Annotated in this window: 17 protein-coding genes; 7 read left to right on the top strand and 10 right to left on the bottom strand. The window is 28.7% G+C overall.

Translation table 11 applies throughout. From position 1 onward, the window contains the following. The first annotated feature begins 277 nt into the window (after positions 1–277). The 4 genes from RBU61_RS07595 (at position 278) to RBU61_RS07580 (ending at position 2,067) form a co-directional block, all read left to right on the top strand. Positions 278–415 carry a hypothetical protein gene (locus RBU61_RS07595; protein WP_308879040.1) on the top strand — a complete coding sequence of 46 codons (138 nt, stop codon included), beginning with the start codon at positions 278–280 and terminating at the stop codon, positions 413–415. A gap of 301 nt (positions 416–716) precedes the next feature. Next, on the top strand, positions 717–1,046 hold the full coding sequence (locus RBU61_RS07590; protein ID WP_308879039.1) for a hypothetical protein: 330 nt from the start codon (positions 717–719) through the stop codon (positions 1,044–1,046). A 5-nt stretch (positions 1,047–1,051) separates the two neighbouring features. Further along, a complete protein-coding gene (locus RBU61_RS07585; RefSeq protein ID WP_308879038.1) occupies positions 1,052–1,219 on the top strand; it encodes a hypothetical protein in 168 nt (55 codons plus the stop codon). 545 nt (positions 1,220–1,764) lie between these two features. Then, positions 1,765–2,067 (top strand): hypothetical protein, encoded by a 303-nt coding sequence (locus RBU61_RS07580; RefSeq protein WP_308879037.1) that lies wholly within the window; start codon positions 1,765–1,767, stop codon positions 2,065–2,067. Between the two features lie 156 nt (positions 2,068–2,223). Here RBU61_RS07580 and RBU61_RS07575 read toward each other — a convergent pair whose 3' ends face one another. Further along, positions 2,224–2,316, bottom strand: coding sequence for an ATP-binding protein (locus RBU61_RS07575; protein ID WP_374212495.1), 93 nt, complete (start codon positions 2,314–2,316; stop codon positions 2,224–2,226). A 712-nt stretch (positions 2,317–3,028) separates the two neighbouring features. On the opposite strand from RBU61_RS07575, the gene RBU61_RS07570 reads away from it, so the two are divergent. Further along, entirely contained in the window at positions 3,029–4,003 is a 975-nt protein-coding gene (locus tag RBU61_RS07570) for a tyrosine recombinase XerC (RefSeq protein WP_308879035.1), read from the top strand. A 30-nt stretch (positions 4,004–4,033) separates the two neighbouring features. Here the strand turns inward: RBU61_RS07570 and RBU61_RS07565 are convergent, their stop codons facing one another. Beyond that, a complete protein-coding gene (locus tag RBU61_RS07565) occupies positions 4,034–4,339 on the bottom strand; it encodes a LysM peptidoglycan-binding domain-containing protein (RefSeq protein WP_308879034.1) in 306 nt (101 codons plus the stop codon). Positions 4,340–4,524: 185 nt separating this feature from the next. On the opposite strand from RBU61_RS07565, the gene lexA reads away from it, so the two are divergent. Beyond that, positions 4,525–5,142: a transcriptional repressor LexA gene (gene lexA, locus RBU61_RS07560; protein WP_308879033.1), complete on the top strand. Its 618-nt coding sequence runs from the start codon at positions 4,525–4,527 to the stop codon at positions 5,140–5,142. 71 nt (positions 5,143–5,213) lie between these two features. Here the strand turns inward: lexA and RBU61_RS07555 are convergent, their stop codons facing one another. The 8 genes from RBU61_RS07555 to RBU61_RS07520 all read right to left on the bottom strand — a co-directional run bounded on the left by RBU61_RS07555 (position 5,214) and on the right by RBU61_RS07520 (position 16,730). Continuing rightward, a complete protein-coding gene (locus RBU61_RS07555; protein ID WP_308879032.1) occupies positions 5,214–6,938 on the bottom strand; it encodes a S41 family peptidase in 1,725 nt (574 codons plus the stop codon). A gap of 590 nt (positions 6,939–7,528) precedes the next feature. After that, the gene (locus RBU61_RS07550; protein ID WP_308879031.1) at positions 7,529–8,821 is read right to left on the bottom strand and encodes a methionine gamma-lyase family protein; all 1,293 of its coding nucleotides are present in this window, start codon (positions 8,819–8,821) and stop codon (positions 7,529–7,531) included. Positions 8,822–8,936: 115 nt separating this feature from the next. Beyond that, positions 8,937–9,158 (bottom strand): RNA chaperone Hfq, encoded by a 222-nt coding sequence (gene hfq, locus RBU61_RS07545; protein WP_308879030.1) that lies wholly within the window; start codon positions 9,156–9,158, stop codon positions 8,937–8,939. A 13-nt stretch (positions 9,159–9,171) separates the two neighbouring features. Further along, complete coding sequence (miaA, locus tag RBU61_RS07540) at positions 9,172–10,119, bottom strand: tRNA (adenosine(37)-N6)-dimethylallyltransferase MiaA (protein WP_308879029.1); 948 nt, start codon at positions 10,117–10,119, stop codon at positions 9,172–9,174. A 12-nt stretch (positions 10,120–10,131) separates the two neighbouring features. Further along, positions 10,132–11,961: a DNA mismatch repair endonuclease MutL gene (mutL, locus tag RBU61_RS07535; protein WP_308879028.1), complete on the bottom strand. Its 1,830-nt coding sequence runs from the start codon at positions 11,959–11,961 to the stop codon at positions 10,132–10,134. Continuing rightward, entirely contained in the window at positions 11,954–14,575 is a 2,622-nt protein-coding gene (gene mutS, locus RBU61_RS07530; protein ID WP_308879027.1) for a DNA mismatch repair protein MutS, read from the bottom strand. The genes mutL and mutS overlap by 8 nt, the downstream gene beginning before the upstream one ends. 28 nt (positions 14,576–14,603) lie before the next feature. After that, positions 14,604–15,938, bottom strand: coding sequence for a tRNA (N6-isopentenyl adenosine(37)-C2)-methylthiotransferase MiaB (miaB, locus tag RBU61_RS07525; RefSeq protein ID WP_308879026.1), 1,335 nt, complete (start codon positions 15,936–15,938; stop codon positions 14,604–14,606). A 207-nt stretch (positions 15,939–16,145) separates the two neighbouring features. After that, on the bottom strand, positions 16,146–16,730 hold the full coding sequence (locus RBU61_RS07520) for an ATP-dependent Clp protease proteolytic subunit (RefSeq protein ID WP_308879025.1): 585 nt from the start codon (positions 16,728–16,730) through the stop codon (positions 16,146–16,148). Positions 16,731–17,207: 477 nt separating this feature from the next. Between RBU61_RS07520 and RBU61_RS07515 the strand changes: the two genes are divergently transcribed. Continuing rightward, entirely contained in the window at positions 17,208–17,945 is a 738-nt protein-coding gene (locus RBU61_RS07515) for a polysaccharide deacetylase family protein (RefSeq protein WP_308879024.1), read from the top strand. The last annotated feature ends 209 nt before the right edge of the window (positions 17,946–18,154 follow it).

The raw sequence follows: 18,154 nt of genomic DNA, 5'->3' as shown, positions 1-18,154 counted from the left end.
GATGAATAATTTATATTAAAACGCCATAATTATTAAAATAAAATATTTAATCAAAATACCGTATTATTCAGAAAAGAGTTTTACGGTATTTTTATGTTGTACTTTAAGTAACTAAAGCTATTTATGCAACATAAATATAAAAAGTGAAATTTGAACCTTGAAAATTGAATAATACGGTATTAAATATAAAATTATCTTGAAAATATGAATAATATGGTATGATTTTGTTGTTAGATTAATCAGATTAGGAAGACATTACGTATTAGGAGGATAGTAGATGATTGTTACCCCAAATTATCATTTTAATGGTAATTGTGAAGAAGCTTTAAAGTTATACCAAAAAGCATTTAATTGTAGCCTAATTATACTTATGCACTATAAGGACGCAAATCCAAGAAACATATTTATCAGATAGGGAGACTATGTATACCATGCAGAAATGGTTATAGGAACTCAACATTTGACTGCTCAAGCGATGTTAAGAACGCTTACAATATATTAATTGATGGAGGTATGGTTCTTAGAAACATCATACAGCAGTTGCTTTGTATCTCTAATAGATAAATTTAGTATGAGATGGGAACTGATGACAGAAAATAAATGATAATAGCGGTATTTTTATTGATATCGTAAGTGTTAAATCATAGATAGAGGCTCTAGAAGCCCAGGGATAATAAAAGAAAATCCCTGGGCTTTTCTTTTTTGGGAGGGAGGATATGCAGGATTTACAGATAGAATTAAATAAATATAGAAGTGATTTAAACAAAGCAATTACAGCTATAAGAGAAAGGGTAAAGAATAGGGCAATAGCAGAAAGAGATTATAGAGTAGAATTAGCAAAGGAAATCTTAAGATTAAGAACGGAGGGTATACCAATAACAATAATATCTGATCTATGTCGAGGGAATGAAAACATAGCAGATTTAAAAGTAAAAAGAGATATAGCAGAGACTTTACATGAAAGCAATATGCAGTTTATATATAAGACTAAGCTTAATATAGATATAGTTATGAAGCAGATTGAGGCAGAGAGGAAGGGGGTGTAGGAGAAATGGATAAAGAACAATTATCGCAATTTAAATATTTAAAAAGTGAAATAGAGATACTAAAAAAACAAATAGAAGATATTACTTACACTATAACAACAGATCCAGTAAAGGAATCTACTCCTTATTTCCCCTATATAGAGAGTGATTTCTTGATTACAGGAGTAGATTAGCAAGGACATGATAATAAACTAAATAGGCTGCAAAGAAAGCTGAATAGAAGGGTAGAGGAGCTAATAGACTTAGTAGAAGAAACTAATGACTACATAAACAATATAGGGATAGTTTAGTAACTTGATGATTCTAAATTTTACTTAAAAATGGATAAAGTTTTAATGATATAAGGTAATATACGGCAAATATTTACATTAAGATATATAAATGGATTAGAATGGGAACAGGTGGCAGCGAGTATAGGTGGAAATAATACAGCTGATAGTGTAAGAATGATACATAATAGATTCTTAGGTAATTCTTAAGCTTGTTTGCCATGTTCGTTTTAAGTGTGCTATTATTATACTATGGAAAACTATTCCAAAATGAATCATGTGTCAAATAAATAAGGATTACAAGAAATCTCACCAAGTTTCCCGGTGGGATTTTTTATTATATATAACGACGTGAGAAAATGAAAGCATATTGCTTTTATTGTGATGCAACCATAGAAAGATTATTGTCACCATAGCATACGACCCTCTAGAGGTGATAGATGATGTAAATGCTTTTAGATATACTAAGTAAGATAGATGAGAAAATAAACAGCATAAAAGATACAAAGCTAGATCTAGTGGGAAAGGATCATATTGAAAAGTATTTATATATAAAAATTGAAAAGTATTTATATATAAAAAATGCTATGGATGAAATATCAAAACAAGTAGCAACAGAAATACAACAAAAAGCTATAGATAATGTAAATGGATCTTTTAGTTTTGATATCAGAGATACCTTAAGTAAAATATGTGATTTTAAAGACTCAAATATTTTGGATATTGGAAGGAATAGTGGTGGATTGGGCTAATGCAATTTTAATGGCTAATCCTAATTGTGAAGTAATCGTGGTTGATAAATGTATTCCTTGTAACATTGGAGAGGAATATAAGGAATTTAATGATGTAAGTAGTATAAGATTTGTCAAAGGAGATTTTTTTTCATTAAATTTAAATAAACATTATGATTATATAGTTTTGTCCAATATTCTACAAGTGCATTCATGTGGAGGGTCCCCAGAAAAACCACATGGACAAGGATTCATACTGGCGATAAGCATAAACTTGGCGGGATAAGTTAAACTAGCACCTGTCTTTAAAATGATAACAACTCCATGAACTGTAGAACAGTTAAATAGTTTATTATACGAAAATTCATTTTATATGGATAACCAGTAAAATCTAACCATAGGCCTATTATCTAATCTAAATAGTTGACATAAATATAATATGTCGACTATTTAGATCTTAAAGTCATAACGCCAGAAATGTATACATAATATAATTATGTTAATTTTTTGGTGAAACTGGATTTTAAAAAATATTCTACATCACTTTAAAAAAATAAAATAGGGCAGCCAATTAGGATTTTAAATTCACAAAGCTGAAGAGTAGTTCTTGTATGTATTCCGTACAGAACAGTAAAACAAAATTTTCAGTTTGTAGATAATATAAAATAATTATATTAAAAGTCTATTTAAGAACTTATCTATTATATAATGGATAAGTTCTTAAATTTTGACCTCTCAGAATGGTTTTTAAGGGCTTCAATTATCCATAGGAATATATTTACATGAATAATCTTTAAAGGTTAATTATGAAGTTAATACATTGGTTAAATTCAAATTTGTTATATAAGTAAGTTTTTCGATTATTTTTTGCTTAAATAAATTAATTTTTTGATATTGATTTTTGGATAATTTTAGTGTAAAATAACATTAGTCACAAAATAACTATTTTGTGACTAATGTTATAAGGAAAGAGGGAGCTTAAATGAATGATATACCAATACTTCTTGAGGATTACTTAAATTATATGGAAACAATTAAAGGGGTTTCTCCCAATACTGTAAAAGAATACTTTTTTGACCTAAGAACTTTTTTTAGATTTATTAAAACAAGATATAGATTAGTCGAACAAGATATTGAATTTGACCAGATTGATATTTCAGATGTGGATTTAGATTTAATAAGTAAATTAAGAATTCAAGATATGCACGCATATATCTCATATGCCGATAAAAAAAGAGATAATAATAATTATACTAAATCTAGAAAAGTTGCTTCACTTAGATCATTTTTCGACTACCTCTATTCTAAGGTAAGTTTAATTGACCATAACCCTGCTGAAGCTTTAGAATTTCCGAAAAAGGAAAATAGACATCCTGTTTATCTTACTTTAGAACAGTCGGAATTACTATTGAATAATGTACTAGAGAACAAAAATGAAGAATACAGAAAAAGAGATTATGCTATTATTATGTTATTTTTAAATTGTGGACTTCGTCTTTCTGAACTTGCAAGTATAGATATAGATAAAATTAAGGACAATGATACTCTATCTATTATTGGAAAAGGAAATAAAGAAAGAACTGTTTTCTTAAACGATGGCTGTGTATTTGCCATTAAAGATTATCTTGCTGTGCGACCTAAAGAATCTAAGGATAAGAAAGCTATGTTCATAAGTAAAAGGAAAAATAGAATGAGCAACAGAGCTATCCAACATATGATTGATAGATATTTAGAGAAATCAGGTTTAGACCCTTCCATCTACTCCACCCACAAATTGAGGCATACTGCAGCTACCTTGATGTATAAGTATGGAAACGTAGATATACGTGCATTACAAGAACTATTGGGGCACGAATCAGTATCTACTACTCAAATTTATACCCATATAGACGATGATAGACTTAGAGATGCAGTTAAAAGCAATCCTCTGTCCAATAGAACTAATAAAAGGAATTAATTAATTCCTTTTATTAGTTCTATTTATTTGCTAATTATTCATAGGGATTTTTATTACATTTCCAGGATATATGTAGCTGCTACTCATGTCATTAAATTCTTTAATATTATATATCATCTTTCTTATATCCGTATTATTTGGTAAATGATTCATTGCAATAGTCCAAAGGGTATCACCTTCTGTTACTTGGACTTCTTTATATTTAACTTCATAAACTGAGCTGTGGACTTTATTAGTTGTTAATAAATTAAATATCACCAAAAGTAATATGACACAAACTGAAGTAATAAATGAATAAAATCTTGTTTTGTTAATTATTTTATACCTTTTTTTCATAATAGCACCTCGCACATTAGTTCTGAACAGTAGTTCTAAATACATTTTACACAAACATAGGTTCCGTGTCAATAGTATTTTGGAAATTTACCGAACCTTTGTTTGAACTTTTTTCATTAATATGGTATAATGAGTTAAATAAAAATATTACATTGATATATTATATGATATGAGAGGTGTGTTTTATGTACGAAGATTTAACTCAGAAGCAGATTGAAATCTTATTATATATAAAATCTGAGGTTCAAAGACAAGGTTATCCCCCCTCAGTTAGAGATATTTGTAAAGGTGTTGATTTAAAATCTACTTCTACAGTTCACAGTCATTTAGAAAAACTTGAATCTAAAGGTTATATTAGAAAGGATCCTACAAAGCCAAGAGCTATTGAAATTCTTGATAGAAACGATGATTTTCTACTTGTTTCTAAAAAGACTGTAGATGTACCTATTGTAGGAAGGGTAACTGCTGGTTCCCCTATATTAGCTGTAGAAAATATTGAAGATACTTATCCTATTCCATTGGAATTTGTAAAAGATTATGATGTATTTATGTTAAAAGTCCAAGGTGAAAGTATGATCGATGCAGGTATATTAGATGGAGATCTAGTTTTAGTTAAAGAACAGAAATATGCAGTAAACGGTGATATTGTAGTTGCTTTACTTGAGGAAGAAGCAACTATAAAAAGATTTTTTAAAGAAAAAGATAAAATAAGATTACAACCAGAAAATCAATTTATGAAACCTATATATAGCACAGATGTATCTATATTAGGGAAAGTTATAGGTTTATTTAGAAAAATGTAAAATAGCAGGATATATCCTGCTATTTTACTGGCGGTGCCTTTCCAAATATCTCCAACGATTATTATAAACAACTATTTATTTTCCAAAATATATTTAATTGCTTCTTCTATATACTCATCTCTACCTTCCCTTACTCCTTCTATAGTTTTTTCTATATGGATTTCTGGACTAAGTCCTATTCTTTGAGTCTGTTTACCTTCAGCTGTATATACTCCAATAGCTGAAAAAGATATTGCATTTCCACAAGGAAGCTGTATGAAACTTACATCTCCATTTGCTCCAATAGAATTTTCTCCCATAACAGTTACATTAGAAGCTTCTCTAAGGCTTAAAACAGAAGTTTCACCTGCACTTTGGGTAGTTTCATCCATCAATATTACTATAGGATTTTCATATATAAGTTCTGTAGAAAATTCTGCAAACCTTTCTGTATTTATAAATACACCTGGAACTGCTCTTGATGGAATACTGAAACTAGCATATGGTATTCTTTTATCAAATAAATATTCTTGTAAAAAACCAAAGCTACTCTTAGGATATTGTCGTAAATCAATAATTATACCATCAGTATTTTTAAAGTCTTTCATAATCATATCTACTTCATCAAATTTTAATTTAGATGGATTTATAAGTCCAATATTGCTTTCTAAAATTTTATAATCTTCTTCTATATTGTTGTAATTATATAAATTAAAAGGCATTCCTTTAAGCTCATATTCTATTTTATCATTATCTCTTAGCACAGTTATATTCATTATTTTTTCATGAGATATTAAAATCATGCTACCCATTGGGTTTAATATTTTTTCATTATTTGGAATAGATATATATTTCTTTAGATCTTCTATAACATCTTCTATCTTTTTACCATTTATTTCTATAGGTATATCACCAGCTAATAAAGGGCATGTATCTTTATATTCATTGTCAATTCTTTCAACTACATATTTCCCCTCAGCTTTTGTTAAATATACTGGAGCTATATATTTACCAAATTCAATTTCATAGAATTCAAACGCATCTTCTAATTGAGTACCTGAAAAAAAAGTATGTCCATCATGAAGTTTTGTTGAAAGTGAAGCAAGAGTCCGATTATAGCTATGTTTATCTATTCCACTTAACATAATCTCTATATATTCTTCTAATATTAAATTCCAGTCATCATCTAATATATCTAAATAGGGATAATAATATTCTATAGCATTCCAAAATCTAAAAAGGCTTAATAAACGGTATCTACTATCACTATAATCCATATCTTTATAAATTTTTTCATTTTCAAAAAAAGTTGATAGACCTTTTTCAAATAATACAGGAGCTTTACTTCTATCTAATTCTGGAATTTCCCTTATTTCTAATAGTACCTCCGAAAGGGAATCTCCCAAATATGATTTACCTTTAATCCAATTTGTATCAACTTGTACTATTTTATCTTCTTCTTTTGCTATTTCCCACTCTATGAATTTTCCTTGATAATTTCCATAGTCTATTTCTCCAAGACCTATAAACCAATCATAAAGTATATTATTAACTTCTTTTTCATTTTTAGATTCCTCAATTATAGGGATTAAATTAAGTAGTTCTTCATCCCAATCTTTCTCACCTAATAAAAAAGCAGGATGAGTATATTTAACATAGCCCCATACTTTGCAAAGTTTTTTGAGATTATAAACTTTTAAATCATCTTTATTTTTATCTTGAAAAATTGTATCTCTAAATATAAGTAAAGAAGTGATTATAATCAAGATAAGTATAATATATATAAATATTATATTTTTACTTTTTTTATTTATCATAAAAAACTCCTTATCATATATTGTCGCTAAAATCAGCATATCATTCATAAAAAAAACTGTCAAGCAATTGATTATACTCATTTTTCGACATATTTTGATATGTCTTCTCGATTTATTATGCATAAATTTGACCACCAGCATTTATCCCACCAAAGAAACTATATATATTACAAATATAGATATCGTCATTGTTGTTCATATTATCTTTTATTATTAAATTAACTCGTTAAAAGGAAATGGAACAAAATTATAGTTTACACAGGATGGAAATTGATGAATACAATACCAAAATTCAAGAATTAAATAAAAAACTTGCTACATTAGAAGTTGAATTACAAATAATAAGAAGCAACACTGCAAAAAAAGAAGATGAGTAAATCATCTTCTTTTTCTTAAAATAAGTGGGTAAATAGCATTGGCATACCTTCAAAAGCCTATTAAAACGCAAAATAGAGCCTCATTTTTTTCCGGAAAACTAAGAATTACCCGAAATCAGCCTCATCAAGCAAGGAAAGTGAAAAATCAATATTTTTATAGTCATTTTTAGATATTCTTTTATTATTTCATATGAGATTTTACTAAATTTTATTCTATTTCATATCTATTAACTTATTTTTATATAAATTATTTAAAGATTTCATAACTCCTAACTTACAGTGTTCATATGTTAATCCACCTTGATAATACGCAAAATAAGGCTCTCTTATGGGGCCATCTGCACTAAGTTCAATAGAAGAACCTTCTATAAAGCCACCTGCTGCCATTATGACCTTATCTTCATATCCCGGCATATCCCATGCTTCTGGTACAACATAAGAATCTACCACTGAAGCTGCCTGAATTCCTCTGCAAAATTCTACAACTCTTTTTGGACTCCTTAATTCTACTCCCTGAATTATATCGGATCTTACATCGTCTATATTTGGAACTATTTTGAATCCAAGTTCTTTATATGTTATTCCAACTAATAATGCACCCTTAACGGCTTCAGACACTATATGAGGTGCCAGAAATAGTCCTTGCAGCGTACTTCTGGTTGTTCCAAAAGTAAGCCCACATTCCTTCCCTAATCCTGGTGCCGTCAACCTATTTGAAACTTGTTCAACTAATTTAGATTTACCTACAATATATCCTCCAGATAAAGCAATTCCCCCACCAGGGTTTTTTATCAATGACCCTGCCATAACATCTGCCCCAACATCAGTAGGCTCTCTAAGCTCTAAAAATTCTCCATAACAATTATCCACCATAATTATTACATCTTTATTGTATTCTCTAATAGCATTGATTGCATTTTCTATTTCTTCAATTGTTAATGCCCTTCTATCACTATATCCAGTAGACCTTTGAATCATAAGCATTTTAGTATCTTTAGATATGGCATCCTTTACCTTTTCCGTATTGATAATATTTTCTTTTAGAGGAATCTCTTTATATTTTACTCCATAGTCTATTAGAGTACCAGACATATTATCCTTTACTCCTATTACCTTCTGTAAAGTATCATATGGCGCACCTGTTATAGCTATAAGTTCATCCCCAGGTCTTAATATACCGGATAAAGTTAAAGTAATGGCATGAGTACCTGAAGCAATTGCAGGTCTTACTAAGGCATCTTCTGTATTAAATACATGGGCATATATTTCTTCTACCTTATCTCTCCCTATATCACCATATCCATACCCTGTTGTCCAGTTAAAGTCTGTAGAAGCTAATCTGCATTTCTGCATGGCATTTATAACTTTATATTGGTTATATTCTTTAATATCATCAATACCTTTAAATTTATCTAAAATTAAATTTTCTTTTTCTCGTACAAATTTAATTACTTCCTCTTTTATCTCGAATTGTTCACATAATATATTTTCTGTCAACTTGTTCATATGTATCACCTTTCTCTATAAAATAACAAAAGCTTCTATAGAAGCTTTTGTTTCGTTATAAAAAGTCTCCGATTGTAATCAGAGACTTTTTTAAATAAAATTATTTAAATAAAAATTAATTATCTAAGTCTATCTGTCTCATAGGTATTATTGTAGAAATAGCATGTTTATAAATTAACTGCTGCCTATCTTCACTTTCTAGTATTATAGTGTAATTATCAAATCCCTTTACCTGGCCTTTTATTTGATACCCATTAACTAAAAATATTGTAATACCAATGTTTTCCCTACGGGCTTTATTTAAAAATATATCCTGTAAGTTTATGTTTTGTTTCATTTTGTCCCCTCCTTTATCTATTAATTATAAATCTATCTTTAGAATAGTCAATTATATATTGACTTAAATCTTCTAAATTATTAAACTTATCTACATCAACCCATTTAATTCTATTATCTCTTCTAAACCATGTCAACTGTCTTTTTGCATAATTCCTTGAACCTTGCTTTATTTTTTCTATAGACTCATCTAAAGAGATATTTCCTTCTAAGTACATTATTATCTCCTTATAGCCTATACCCTGCATAGATACAAGTTTTCTATCGTATCCCATTTCTAAAAGTTTTTTTACTTCCTCTATTAACCCTTCTTCAACCATTATATCTACTCTATAGTTTATCCTATTATATAATTTTTCTCTATCCATATTTAGCCCAACCATCACTAAATTATAGTCCTCTATGGGCTGCCTAAAATCCTTATTAAATTCAGTCATAGTTTTGCCTGTTATTTCAAATATTTCTATTGCTCTAATTATTCTTTTTCTATCATTGACACTTATTCTTTCCGCACTATCTATATCTATCTTTTCTAACATTTCATGTAAATATTCATTTCCATGTTTTTCTCCTAATAATTCTAATTTAGTTCTAGTTTCATTATGTGGAGGTACCTCTGTAAAATTCAACTTATATACTAAAGAATTTATATATAATCCAGTACCTCCTACAACCATTGGCAACTTATGTTTCCCATTAATATCTTTAATTAAAGTTATAGCACGATCTTTATAATCAGATACAGTAAATTCTTCGTCAGGAAGAATTATATCTATTAAATGATGTTGAATACCCTGCATTTCTTCCTTAGATACTTTTGCAGAACCTATATCCATATATTTATATATCTGCATGGAATCTGCCGATATGATCTCACCATCCATTCTCTTAGCCAACTCAATGGATAGAGATGTCTTCCCTATGGCCGTAGGCCCTATTAAAATAAATAAATTGTCTTTCATCTTATCATCCTTCTAAATAATTCTTAAAAATGACTTTTCTATATCTTTTTTAGTCATTTCTAAAACAGTAGGTCTGCCGTGAGGACAGCTATGTGGATTATCACATAATTTTAATTGTTTTATCAAACTATTGATCTCAATATTATTCATATGATCTCCGCCTTTAACTGCTTTAGTACATGCTATTTTCATTATCTTTTCTAGCTTAGTATCATAATTGCTTTTAACATTATTAATATTATCAAGTATCTCATAAAACAAATCTTTAATTCTAGGCATTCCAAATACAAGAGGAACAGCCCTTATGGCGATACTATTATTTCCAAATTCCTCAACATCGAAACCTAAATCTCTGAATATATCTAGGTTCTCCATTACATTTATTTTCTCCATATTTGTTAAATCTATAATTTCTGGAGCTAAAAGATTTTGAGTAACTATATTCTCAGTGCCAAATTCTTCTAAATACTTCTCGTACATAACCCTTTCATGTGCAGCGTGTTGATCTATAAAGTATAAACTTTGATTCAAATCATCTACTGAAAGTATATAAGTATTAAACACTATGCCAATAGGTCTAATCTTAGAGAGTATATCTTTAATATCTGAAGCTTTTTCATTATAAACTTCTTCCTCTTTTATAGGCTCGTAACTTATGATCTCATTATCTTCAAATAGGTTAGATTCTATAATCCTAGGTTCATTCTTTTCTTCATATATTATTTTATTAGTAAAGTCTTTAACTATAATATTAGTGTCTATTCCTAAATCACTATCCACGACTAATAGGGTCGGAGTATCCTGTTTTTTATCTACTTCCATATTATTTTTTAAACTCATACTAGGTATAGATAAAGATGGATACAAGACCTCCTTTATCCCCTTATTTACTACTTCAATTATCTCAGCTTCATTAGCAAATTTAATCTCTTGTTTTGTTGGATGTATATTTACATCTATACTACCAGGATCCAAATCCATAAATATAATAAAACATGGAAACCTATTTAATGGAATAGTGGATCTATAGTGATTTTCAATAACATTTGATAGACTTTTATTGCTTACATATCTTCCGTTAACATAAATATATTGGTGACTTCTATTGCTCCTATATAATTTATTATTAGAGATATAGCCATATACATGAATACCTTCATCTTCAAAGTCAATTTTAGTTAGATTACTAGAAAAATCCTTACCAAGAATGCTGTAGACATGGGACTCCATATTATTATTTTTTGAAGTGTTTAAAACAACCCTATTATCCCTTATAAACTTAAATGAAGTTTTGGGATTTCCCAATGCAACCTTATATACAATATCTGAAATCTGATTAGATTCAGCAAGGTCAGATTTTAAGAATTCCTTCCTAACGGGTATATTGTAAAACAAGTCTTTTACTATCATTGTAGTACCCTTTGGACACCCTATTGACTCTTGAGATAAAATCTTACCCTCTTCAATAATAGCATTAATCCCCCCTAAGGCATCTTCTGTTTTTGTCATAACCTCTACCCTAGAAACGTGAGATATACTGGCTAAAGCCTCTCCCCTAAAGCCTAAAGACTTAATTCTATACAAATCTTCAGCTGTAGATAATTTAGAGGTTGAATGTCTCATAAAGGCTAAACTCAAATCATCACCTGCAATTCCATCTCCATTGTCAGTAACTCTAATATAAGTTTTACCACCGTTTTTGATTTCTATTGTTATATGATCTGCATTGGCATCTAAAGAGTTTTCTATTAGCTCTTTTACTATGGATGCAGGTCTCTCTATAACTTCTCCAGCTGCTATTTTCTGTATAGTAATATTATCTAAGACCTTAATCTTACTCATTATTATCTCTCCTTAGATTTTTAGCATCTTCCTTTAAAGTATAAAGAAGATTTAAGGCTTCTTTAGGTGTTATATTATCTATATCTAAATTTAAAATTCTATCTACATAATAATCTTTTTTATAATCCATTAAATTTAATTGTCTTGGTTCTTCTTTTATATTATTATTTATATTGATTTGATGGTTACCCTCAATAAGAGATAGTATCTCGTTGGCCCTATTAATAACAGATTCATTTATACCTGCTAATTTGGCAACTTCTATTCCATAAGATTTATTTGTACTTCCTTCAACTATTTTTCTTAGGAATATGATTTGGTCGCCACTTTCTTCAGCAACAATTGTTAAATTCTTTATATTATCATTTTCATTTTGCAGCTGAGTTAATTCATGATAATGAGTAGCAAATAGAGTTTTAGCTTTTATATTAGTTGTAATATATTCTACAATGGCCCAAGCTATACTTAAACCATCATAGGTACTAGTACCCCTGCCTACTTCGTCTAAAATAATCAAACTATCTTTAGTGGCCGACCTTATAATATTAGATACTTCATTCATTTCTACCATAAAGGTACTTTCACCCTGTGATAGATTGTCTTGTGCTCCTATTCTAGTAAATATTCTATCTACTATAGATATATTTGCACTACTTGCTGGTACAAATGAACCTATATGTGCTAATAAGGTTATAATGGCAACCTGTCTCATATAAGTAGATTTTCCAGCCATATTAGGTCCAGTAATAATCTGAACCATCCTCTCACTTGTATTTAAGTAGGTATCATTTGGTATAAATAAGTTGCTTTGAATATTGCTTTCTACAACGGGATGCCTTCCTTCTACGATTTCAATAATTCCCTTTGTATTAAGGCTAGGTTTAACAAAATTTAATTTATATGCCACTTGAGCGAAAGCGTTTAGTACGTCAATTTGAGATATTATCTTACTTGTAGCTTGAATTCGATCTATATGTTTTTTTATTTTATCTCTAATCTCAGTGAATATTTCATACTCTAAATCTAAGGACTTTTCCTCTGATCCTAATATCTTATCTTCCATACTTTTCAATTCTTCAGTATAATATCTTTCTGAATTAGTTAAAGTTTGCTTTCTAATAAAATAGTTTGGAACTAAAGATATATTAGATTTAGTTACTTCAAAATAATATCCATACACTCTATTAAATCCAATTTTTAAATTCCTAATACCAGTTTTTTCCTTCTCCTTAGCTTCCAATGTAGTAAGCCATTCTCTCCCTTTTAAACAGGCTTCTTTAACTTGATCTAATTTTTCATCATATCCCTCTTTTATAATTCCACCTTCTTTTATAGTAATAGGAGGGTTTTCACTGATAGAATCAGCTAATAAGGAATAAATATCATCAAGTGTATCTAGATTGATACTCATATTTATTAACTCTGGATTTTCTAAGTCCTTTAATATCTTCTTTATATCTGGTAAGACAGAGATTGAGTTTCTTAAGGATAATAAATCCCTTGCATTACAATTACCATTAGAAATTTTACTAGCAAGTCTTTCTATATCATATATCTGTCTCAAAAGTGATTTTATATCATCCATAATTACAATATTGTCAAAAAAGTATTCTACAATATTATTTCTCTTTTCAATTTCTATTATATTAATTAAAGGTTGTTCTAACCATTTTTTTAAAAGTCTACCACCCATAGATGTAGAGGTTTTGTCTAGCAGGCCAATTAATGCCCCTTTTCTATCTCTTTTTATAATAGTCTCATGTATCTCTAAATTTGCTCTAGTATTTATATCTAAAATCATATAATTATTTGGTCTATAATAAGACAAATTATTAATATGTTCCAAAGACGATTTTTGTGTCTTATATAGATACTCTATAAGTTTACTAGTTGCTATAATAGAATATATCTTGCTATCGATACCTAAATCTTCTAGTGATTTTCCATTAAAATGATTTATAATTATGGATTCTAAATTGTCTTTCCGTATATCATCCTCTTTATAATCGTTTATATATGGATTAATAGTCCTTTGTAAAATCTTTAAAAGTTTTTCGTTACTATTAATTGCATCATTACATATGATTTCCGATGGAAGTATTTTTCCAAGCTCATCTATTAAAAATGTATTATTTTGACTTGATTCTCCTAGGAATTCAGTAGTATACATTTCTCCTGTAGAATTATCTACATAGGAAATTCCTACACCTAAATTATCAAAGTATATAGATACTAAATAATTATTAGTTTTTTCGTCTAAAACTGCTTGGTCTGTTATTGTACCAGGAGTAACAACTTTAATTACATCCCTTTGTACAATTCCTTTAGCAACTTTAGGATCTTCCACTTGTTCGCACAGAGCAACTTTATATCCCTTTTCTACTAATCTAGATATATAAGTTTCAGCAACATGATGAGGTACACCACACATGGGAGCTTTTTCAGCCATTCCACAATCCCTTTGAGTTAAAGTGATTTCCAATTCCTTTGAAGCCGTTAAAGCATCTTCAAAAAACATTTCATAGAAATCCCCGAGTCTAAAGAATAATATACAATCATCATATTGTTTTTTTATACTGAAATATTGTTTCATCATTGGTGTTAAATTTTCCAAATTATTTCTCCCCCTAAGTAGAGAAGTATTAAACTAGTTTTCCTTCCAGTGTAAATGTTTTAACATTATCTATTTTCACATTAACAATAGAACCTATAAGGCTTTCTTCTCCTTTAAAGTGTATAAGCTTACTTGTCCTTGATCTTCCTGTTAAAACATCAGGATTGTTTTTACTTACTTCTTCTACTAATACTTCTAGGGTCTCCCCTATTAATTTTTGATTTAATTCTAAAGCAATCTCATTTAATGTGTTTGTTAACTTTTGAAATCTATCATGCTTAATCTTATCATCTATTTGATTTTCCATATTGGCTGCTTTAGTACCTTCTCTAATGGAATATAAGAAAGTAAAAGCTGAATCATATTTTACTTCTTTTACTAATTCAAGTGTCTGATTAAAGTCATCATCTGATTCGCCAGGAAATCCTATAATTATATCTGTTGTAATTGATATATTTGGAACTGCTTTCTTTAATTTATTAATAATTTCTAAATAGTCTTCTCTAGAGTATTTCCTATTCATTTCTTTTAAAACCTTATTACTACCTGACTGAACAGGTAAATGCAAATGTCCACATAATTTATCTAAAGTGGCATAACACTCTATTAGTTCATCTGATAAGTCCTTAGGATGAGAAGTCATAAATCTTATTCTTTCAATTCCCTCTATTTTATTTATATCCTTTAATAAATCTGTAAAACCATAATTTGTTTTTAAAGACTTGCCATAGGAGTTTACATTTTGCCCTAGTAATGTTATTTCTTTACACCCATTTTGTGCTAAATCTTCTATTTCCTTAATTATGTTTTCAGGCTCTCTGCTCATTTCTCTTCCTCGAGTATAGGGTACTATACAATAGGTACAAAAGTTATTACAGCCATACATAATATTCACAAAGGCTTTATATTCATATTTCCTATTTGAATTTATATCTTCAACTATTTCTCTACCATCTTCAAATATATCTACAATTGTTTCACCGGTCTGTAAATGGTTATTTATTAATTGAGGTAATTTATGAATATTATGAGTACCAAATATTATATCTACATGTTTATGTTTAGATAAAATAACATTTCTTACGTCTTCTCTTTGCATCATACATCCACATACAGCTATCATTAAATCAGGTTTTTGTCTTTTTAATTGCTTTAATGCTCCTAAATTACCATATACCTTTAGTTCTGCATTTTCTCTTACTAAACAAGTATTATATATTATAAAATCAGCTTCATTCATATCTTCTGTTTCTCTATAACCCATATTTCCCAAAATCCAAGAAATTTTCTCAGAGTCATGTTCATTCATTTGACAACCATAGGTTTTAATAAGATATGTTTTTTGTCCTTTGTTTTCCTTCATTTTTACACCTCATTAATTTATTTATACTAGATACATTATAGCATAATTATATCTATTATTAAAACCATAAAAGAAATAGAATAGACTAAGGAACAGCCCATTCTAAAATAGAAAATTTAATGAACTGATTTTGAACGGTTAGAAACAATAAAACAGCAAACCTTATAATAAGGCTTGCTGTTTTATGTTTCCTAATATCCTAACAAATTATAGATTCGTTAGCTCTTCGTATTTTGAAATAACTTGATTTACTATTCCATAATCAATCGCTTCATATGCATTTAACCAATAATTTCTATCTGTGTCTTTTTCTATTTTTCCTAAGGATTGACCAGTAGCTTCACTTATTATGCTATTAATTCTCTCACGTACTCTCAATATCTCTTTTGCTTCAATTCCAATATCTGTAGCTTGACCATTTAGGCCACCTAATGGCTGATGTATCATATATCTTGTGTTTGGCAAAGAATAACGATCTTGTTTCTCTGCTGCAAGATAAATTGTGATAGCAGCACTTGCAACCCAACCAGTACCAATCACTATAACACGGGGTTTAATAAATTTAATCATATCGTGAATTGTATCGCCAGCTTCTACATGACCACCTTGACTGTTGATAAATAATTTTATTGGCTGGTTCCCCATTTCTTGTAAGATTAAGAGTTGTGTAGTTATTTTTTCCGCTAAAGCTTGATTGATTTCTCCTGAAATTATGATTGATCTAGATTGCAATAATTTTTCTAGCACTAAACTTGAAGTCTCTTTTTCTTGTTTTTGATCTTGATTGTTCATGGTATCATTCTCCTATCAATTAGTATTTTGAAGTCTAATGATAACAATAGAATTATTATCAACTATTTTCAATTTAACTAATTATAACATAATTGACTAGGAATTGTTAATCGCAAGATAAAGTACTATTATAAAATAAAAAGTAAGGTCCGTAATGGATTCGAGTAATATGTCTATATTCATAAAAATCCATTACGGACCTTATGAAAGGAGAACATATTTTTCTTACAGTAAAAACTGAAAGTCGAATTCTATTTACGAACCTTACATAATTATTATGTGAAGAATTAAAGATATTATACATTTTATTTTTTCAAAACATAATTGGAATTGATTTTAAACTATATTTAATTATAGTATATAAACTCTTATAAGGAATTTTTTCATAAAATTAGTAACTTTTAAATTTGTTAATTGAGTATATAAACTCAACATATTAACTAAACTATAAAGTATATAATTGAAAGGAACATAAAAATGATAAAAAAACCTCTAAGAATAAAGATTATTTTTTTAGTTGCATTTTTAGCAATTTCAGCATTTTCTATTAAATATGTTATATCCGTGAGCACGAATGGATCAAAAGATTACAATGTAAATATAGTACGGAATGGTTCTAAGCAACAAAAATTTATAGCTTTAACCTTTGATGATGGACCACATCCACAATATACTCCTGAAATCTTAGATCTGCTAGATCAATATAACATTAAAGCTACCTTTTTTGTTTTAGGACAATTTGCGGAAAAATATCCTGATATCATAAAAAGACAGGCTGAAGAAGGGCACGAAATTGGTAATCACACTTACTCGCATATAAATATCAAAAAAGCTTCTACTCAGACGTTCAAAGAAGAATTTGATAAGACTCAAAGTATTATTTTTTCCTTAACGGGTGCTAAATCTAAAGTTTTTCGGCCACCTTATGGACTTTATAATGAAAATACAATGAAAATTATCAGTGATGAATCATGTGATATTGTATTATGGTCTTCTAGGCAAGATTCTAAAGATTGGAGTAATCCAAGTGTGGATAAAATAGTTTCTAATACTATTTCAAACATAGAGAATGGAGACATTGTATTATTTCATGATTATATATACTATGAAACTAGTAATACTGTAGAAGCTTTAAAATTAATTTTACCTGAATTGATTAACAAAGGCTACAAATTTGTGACCATATCTGAGCTAGTAAAGCTATCACATTATTAAAGAGGCTGCCTCAAAATTTTATTTTGAGACAGCCTCTTTAATATTTTTTATATCTATCTTATTACATATTTATATATCTGTTTATCTACATTGAGAAATAGAACTAAAGGATTATCTGTATCATTTACCTTTTCTGGACATTCTATAAGAAATCTAACTCCTCCTATAATTATAATTTGAATTAATAATACCAAACTATGGAAATCATT

This window comes from Tissierella sp. MB52-C2, from assembly GCF_030931715.1.
GTDB lineage: Bacteria > Bacillota > Clostridia > Tissierellales > Tissierellaceae > Tissierella.
The sequence above is the reverse complement of the archived record's forward strand: the minus strand, read 5'-3'. Positions and strand labels throughout refer to the sequence as shown.

Excerpts from the sequence above, each read along its gene's own strand:
- mutL (WP_308879028.1), bottom strand. The coding sequence starts at position 11,961 with ATGAGTAAGATTAAGGTCTTAGATAATATTACTATACAGAAAATAGCA.
- hfq (WP_308879030.1), bottom strand. The coding sequence starts at position 9,158 with ATGAAACAAAACATAAACTTACAGGATATATTTTTAAATAAAGCCCGT.
- RBU61_RS07590 (WP_308879039.1), top strand. The coding sequence starts at position 717 with ATGCAGGATTTACAGATAGAATTAAATAAATATAGAAGTGATTTAAAC.
- miaA (WP_308879029.1), bottom strand. The coding sequence starts at position 10,119 with ATGAAAGACAATTTATTTATTTTAATAGGGCCTACGGCCATAGGGAAG.
- RBU61_RS07565 (WP_308879034.1), bottom strand. The coding sequence starts at position 4,339 with ATGAAAAAAAGGTATAAAATAATTAACAAAACAAGATTTTATTCATTT.
- RBU61_RS07575 (WP_374212495.1), bottom strand. The coding sequence starts at position 2,316 with ATGCTTATCGCCAGTATGAATCCTTGTCCATGTGGTTTTTCTGGGGAC.
- RBU61_RS07555 (WP_308879032.1), bottom strand. The coding sequence starts at position 6,938 with ATGATAAATAAAAAAAGTAAAAATATAATATTTATATATATTATACTT.
- RBU61_RS07595 (WP_308879040.1), top strand. The coding sequence starts at position 278 with ATGATTGTTACCCCAAATTATCATTTTAATGGTAATTGTGAAGAAGCT.
- RBU61_RS07520 (WP_308879025.1), bottom strand. The coding sequence starts at position 16,730 with ATGAACAATCAAGATCAAAAACAAGAAAAAGAGACTTCAAGTTTAGTG.
- RBU61_RS07570 (WP_308879035.1), top strand. The coding sequence starts at position 3,029 with ATGAATGATATACCAATACTTCTTGAGGATTACTTAAATTATATGGAA.
- RBU61_RS07550 (WP_308879031.1), bottom strand. The coding sequence starts at position 8,821 with ATGAACAAGTTGACAGAAAATATATTATGTGAACAATTCGAGATAAAA.
- RBU61_RS07580 (WP_308879037.1), top strand. The coding sequence starts at position 1,765 with ATGCTTTTAGATATACTAAGTAAGATAGATGAGAAAATAAACAGCATA.
- lexA (WP_308879033.1), top strand. The coding sequence starts at position 4,525 with ATGTACGAAGATTTAACTCAGAAGCAGATTGAAATCTTATTATATATA.
- RBU61_RS07515 (WP_308879024.1), top strand. The coding sequence starts at position 17,208 with ATGATAAAAAAACCTCTAAGAATAAAGATTATTTTTTTAGTTGCATTT.
- RBU61_RS07585 (WP_308879038.1), top strand. The coding sequence starts at position 1,052 with ATGGATAAAGAACAATTATCGCAATTTAAATATTTAAAAAGTGAAATA.
- miaB (WP_308879026.1), bottom strand. The coding sequence starts at position 15,938 with ATGAAGGAAAACAAAGGACAAAAAACATATCTTATTAAAACCTATGGT.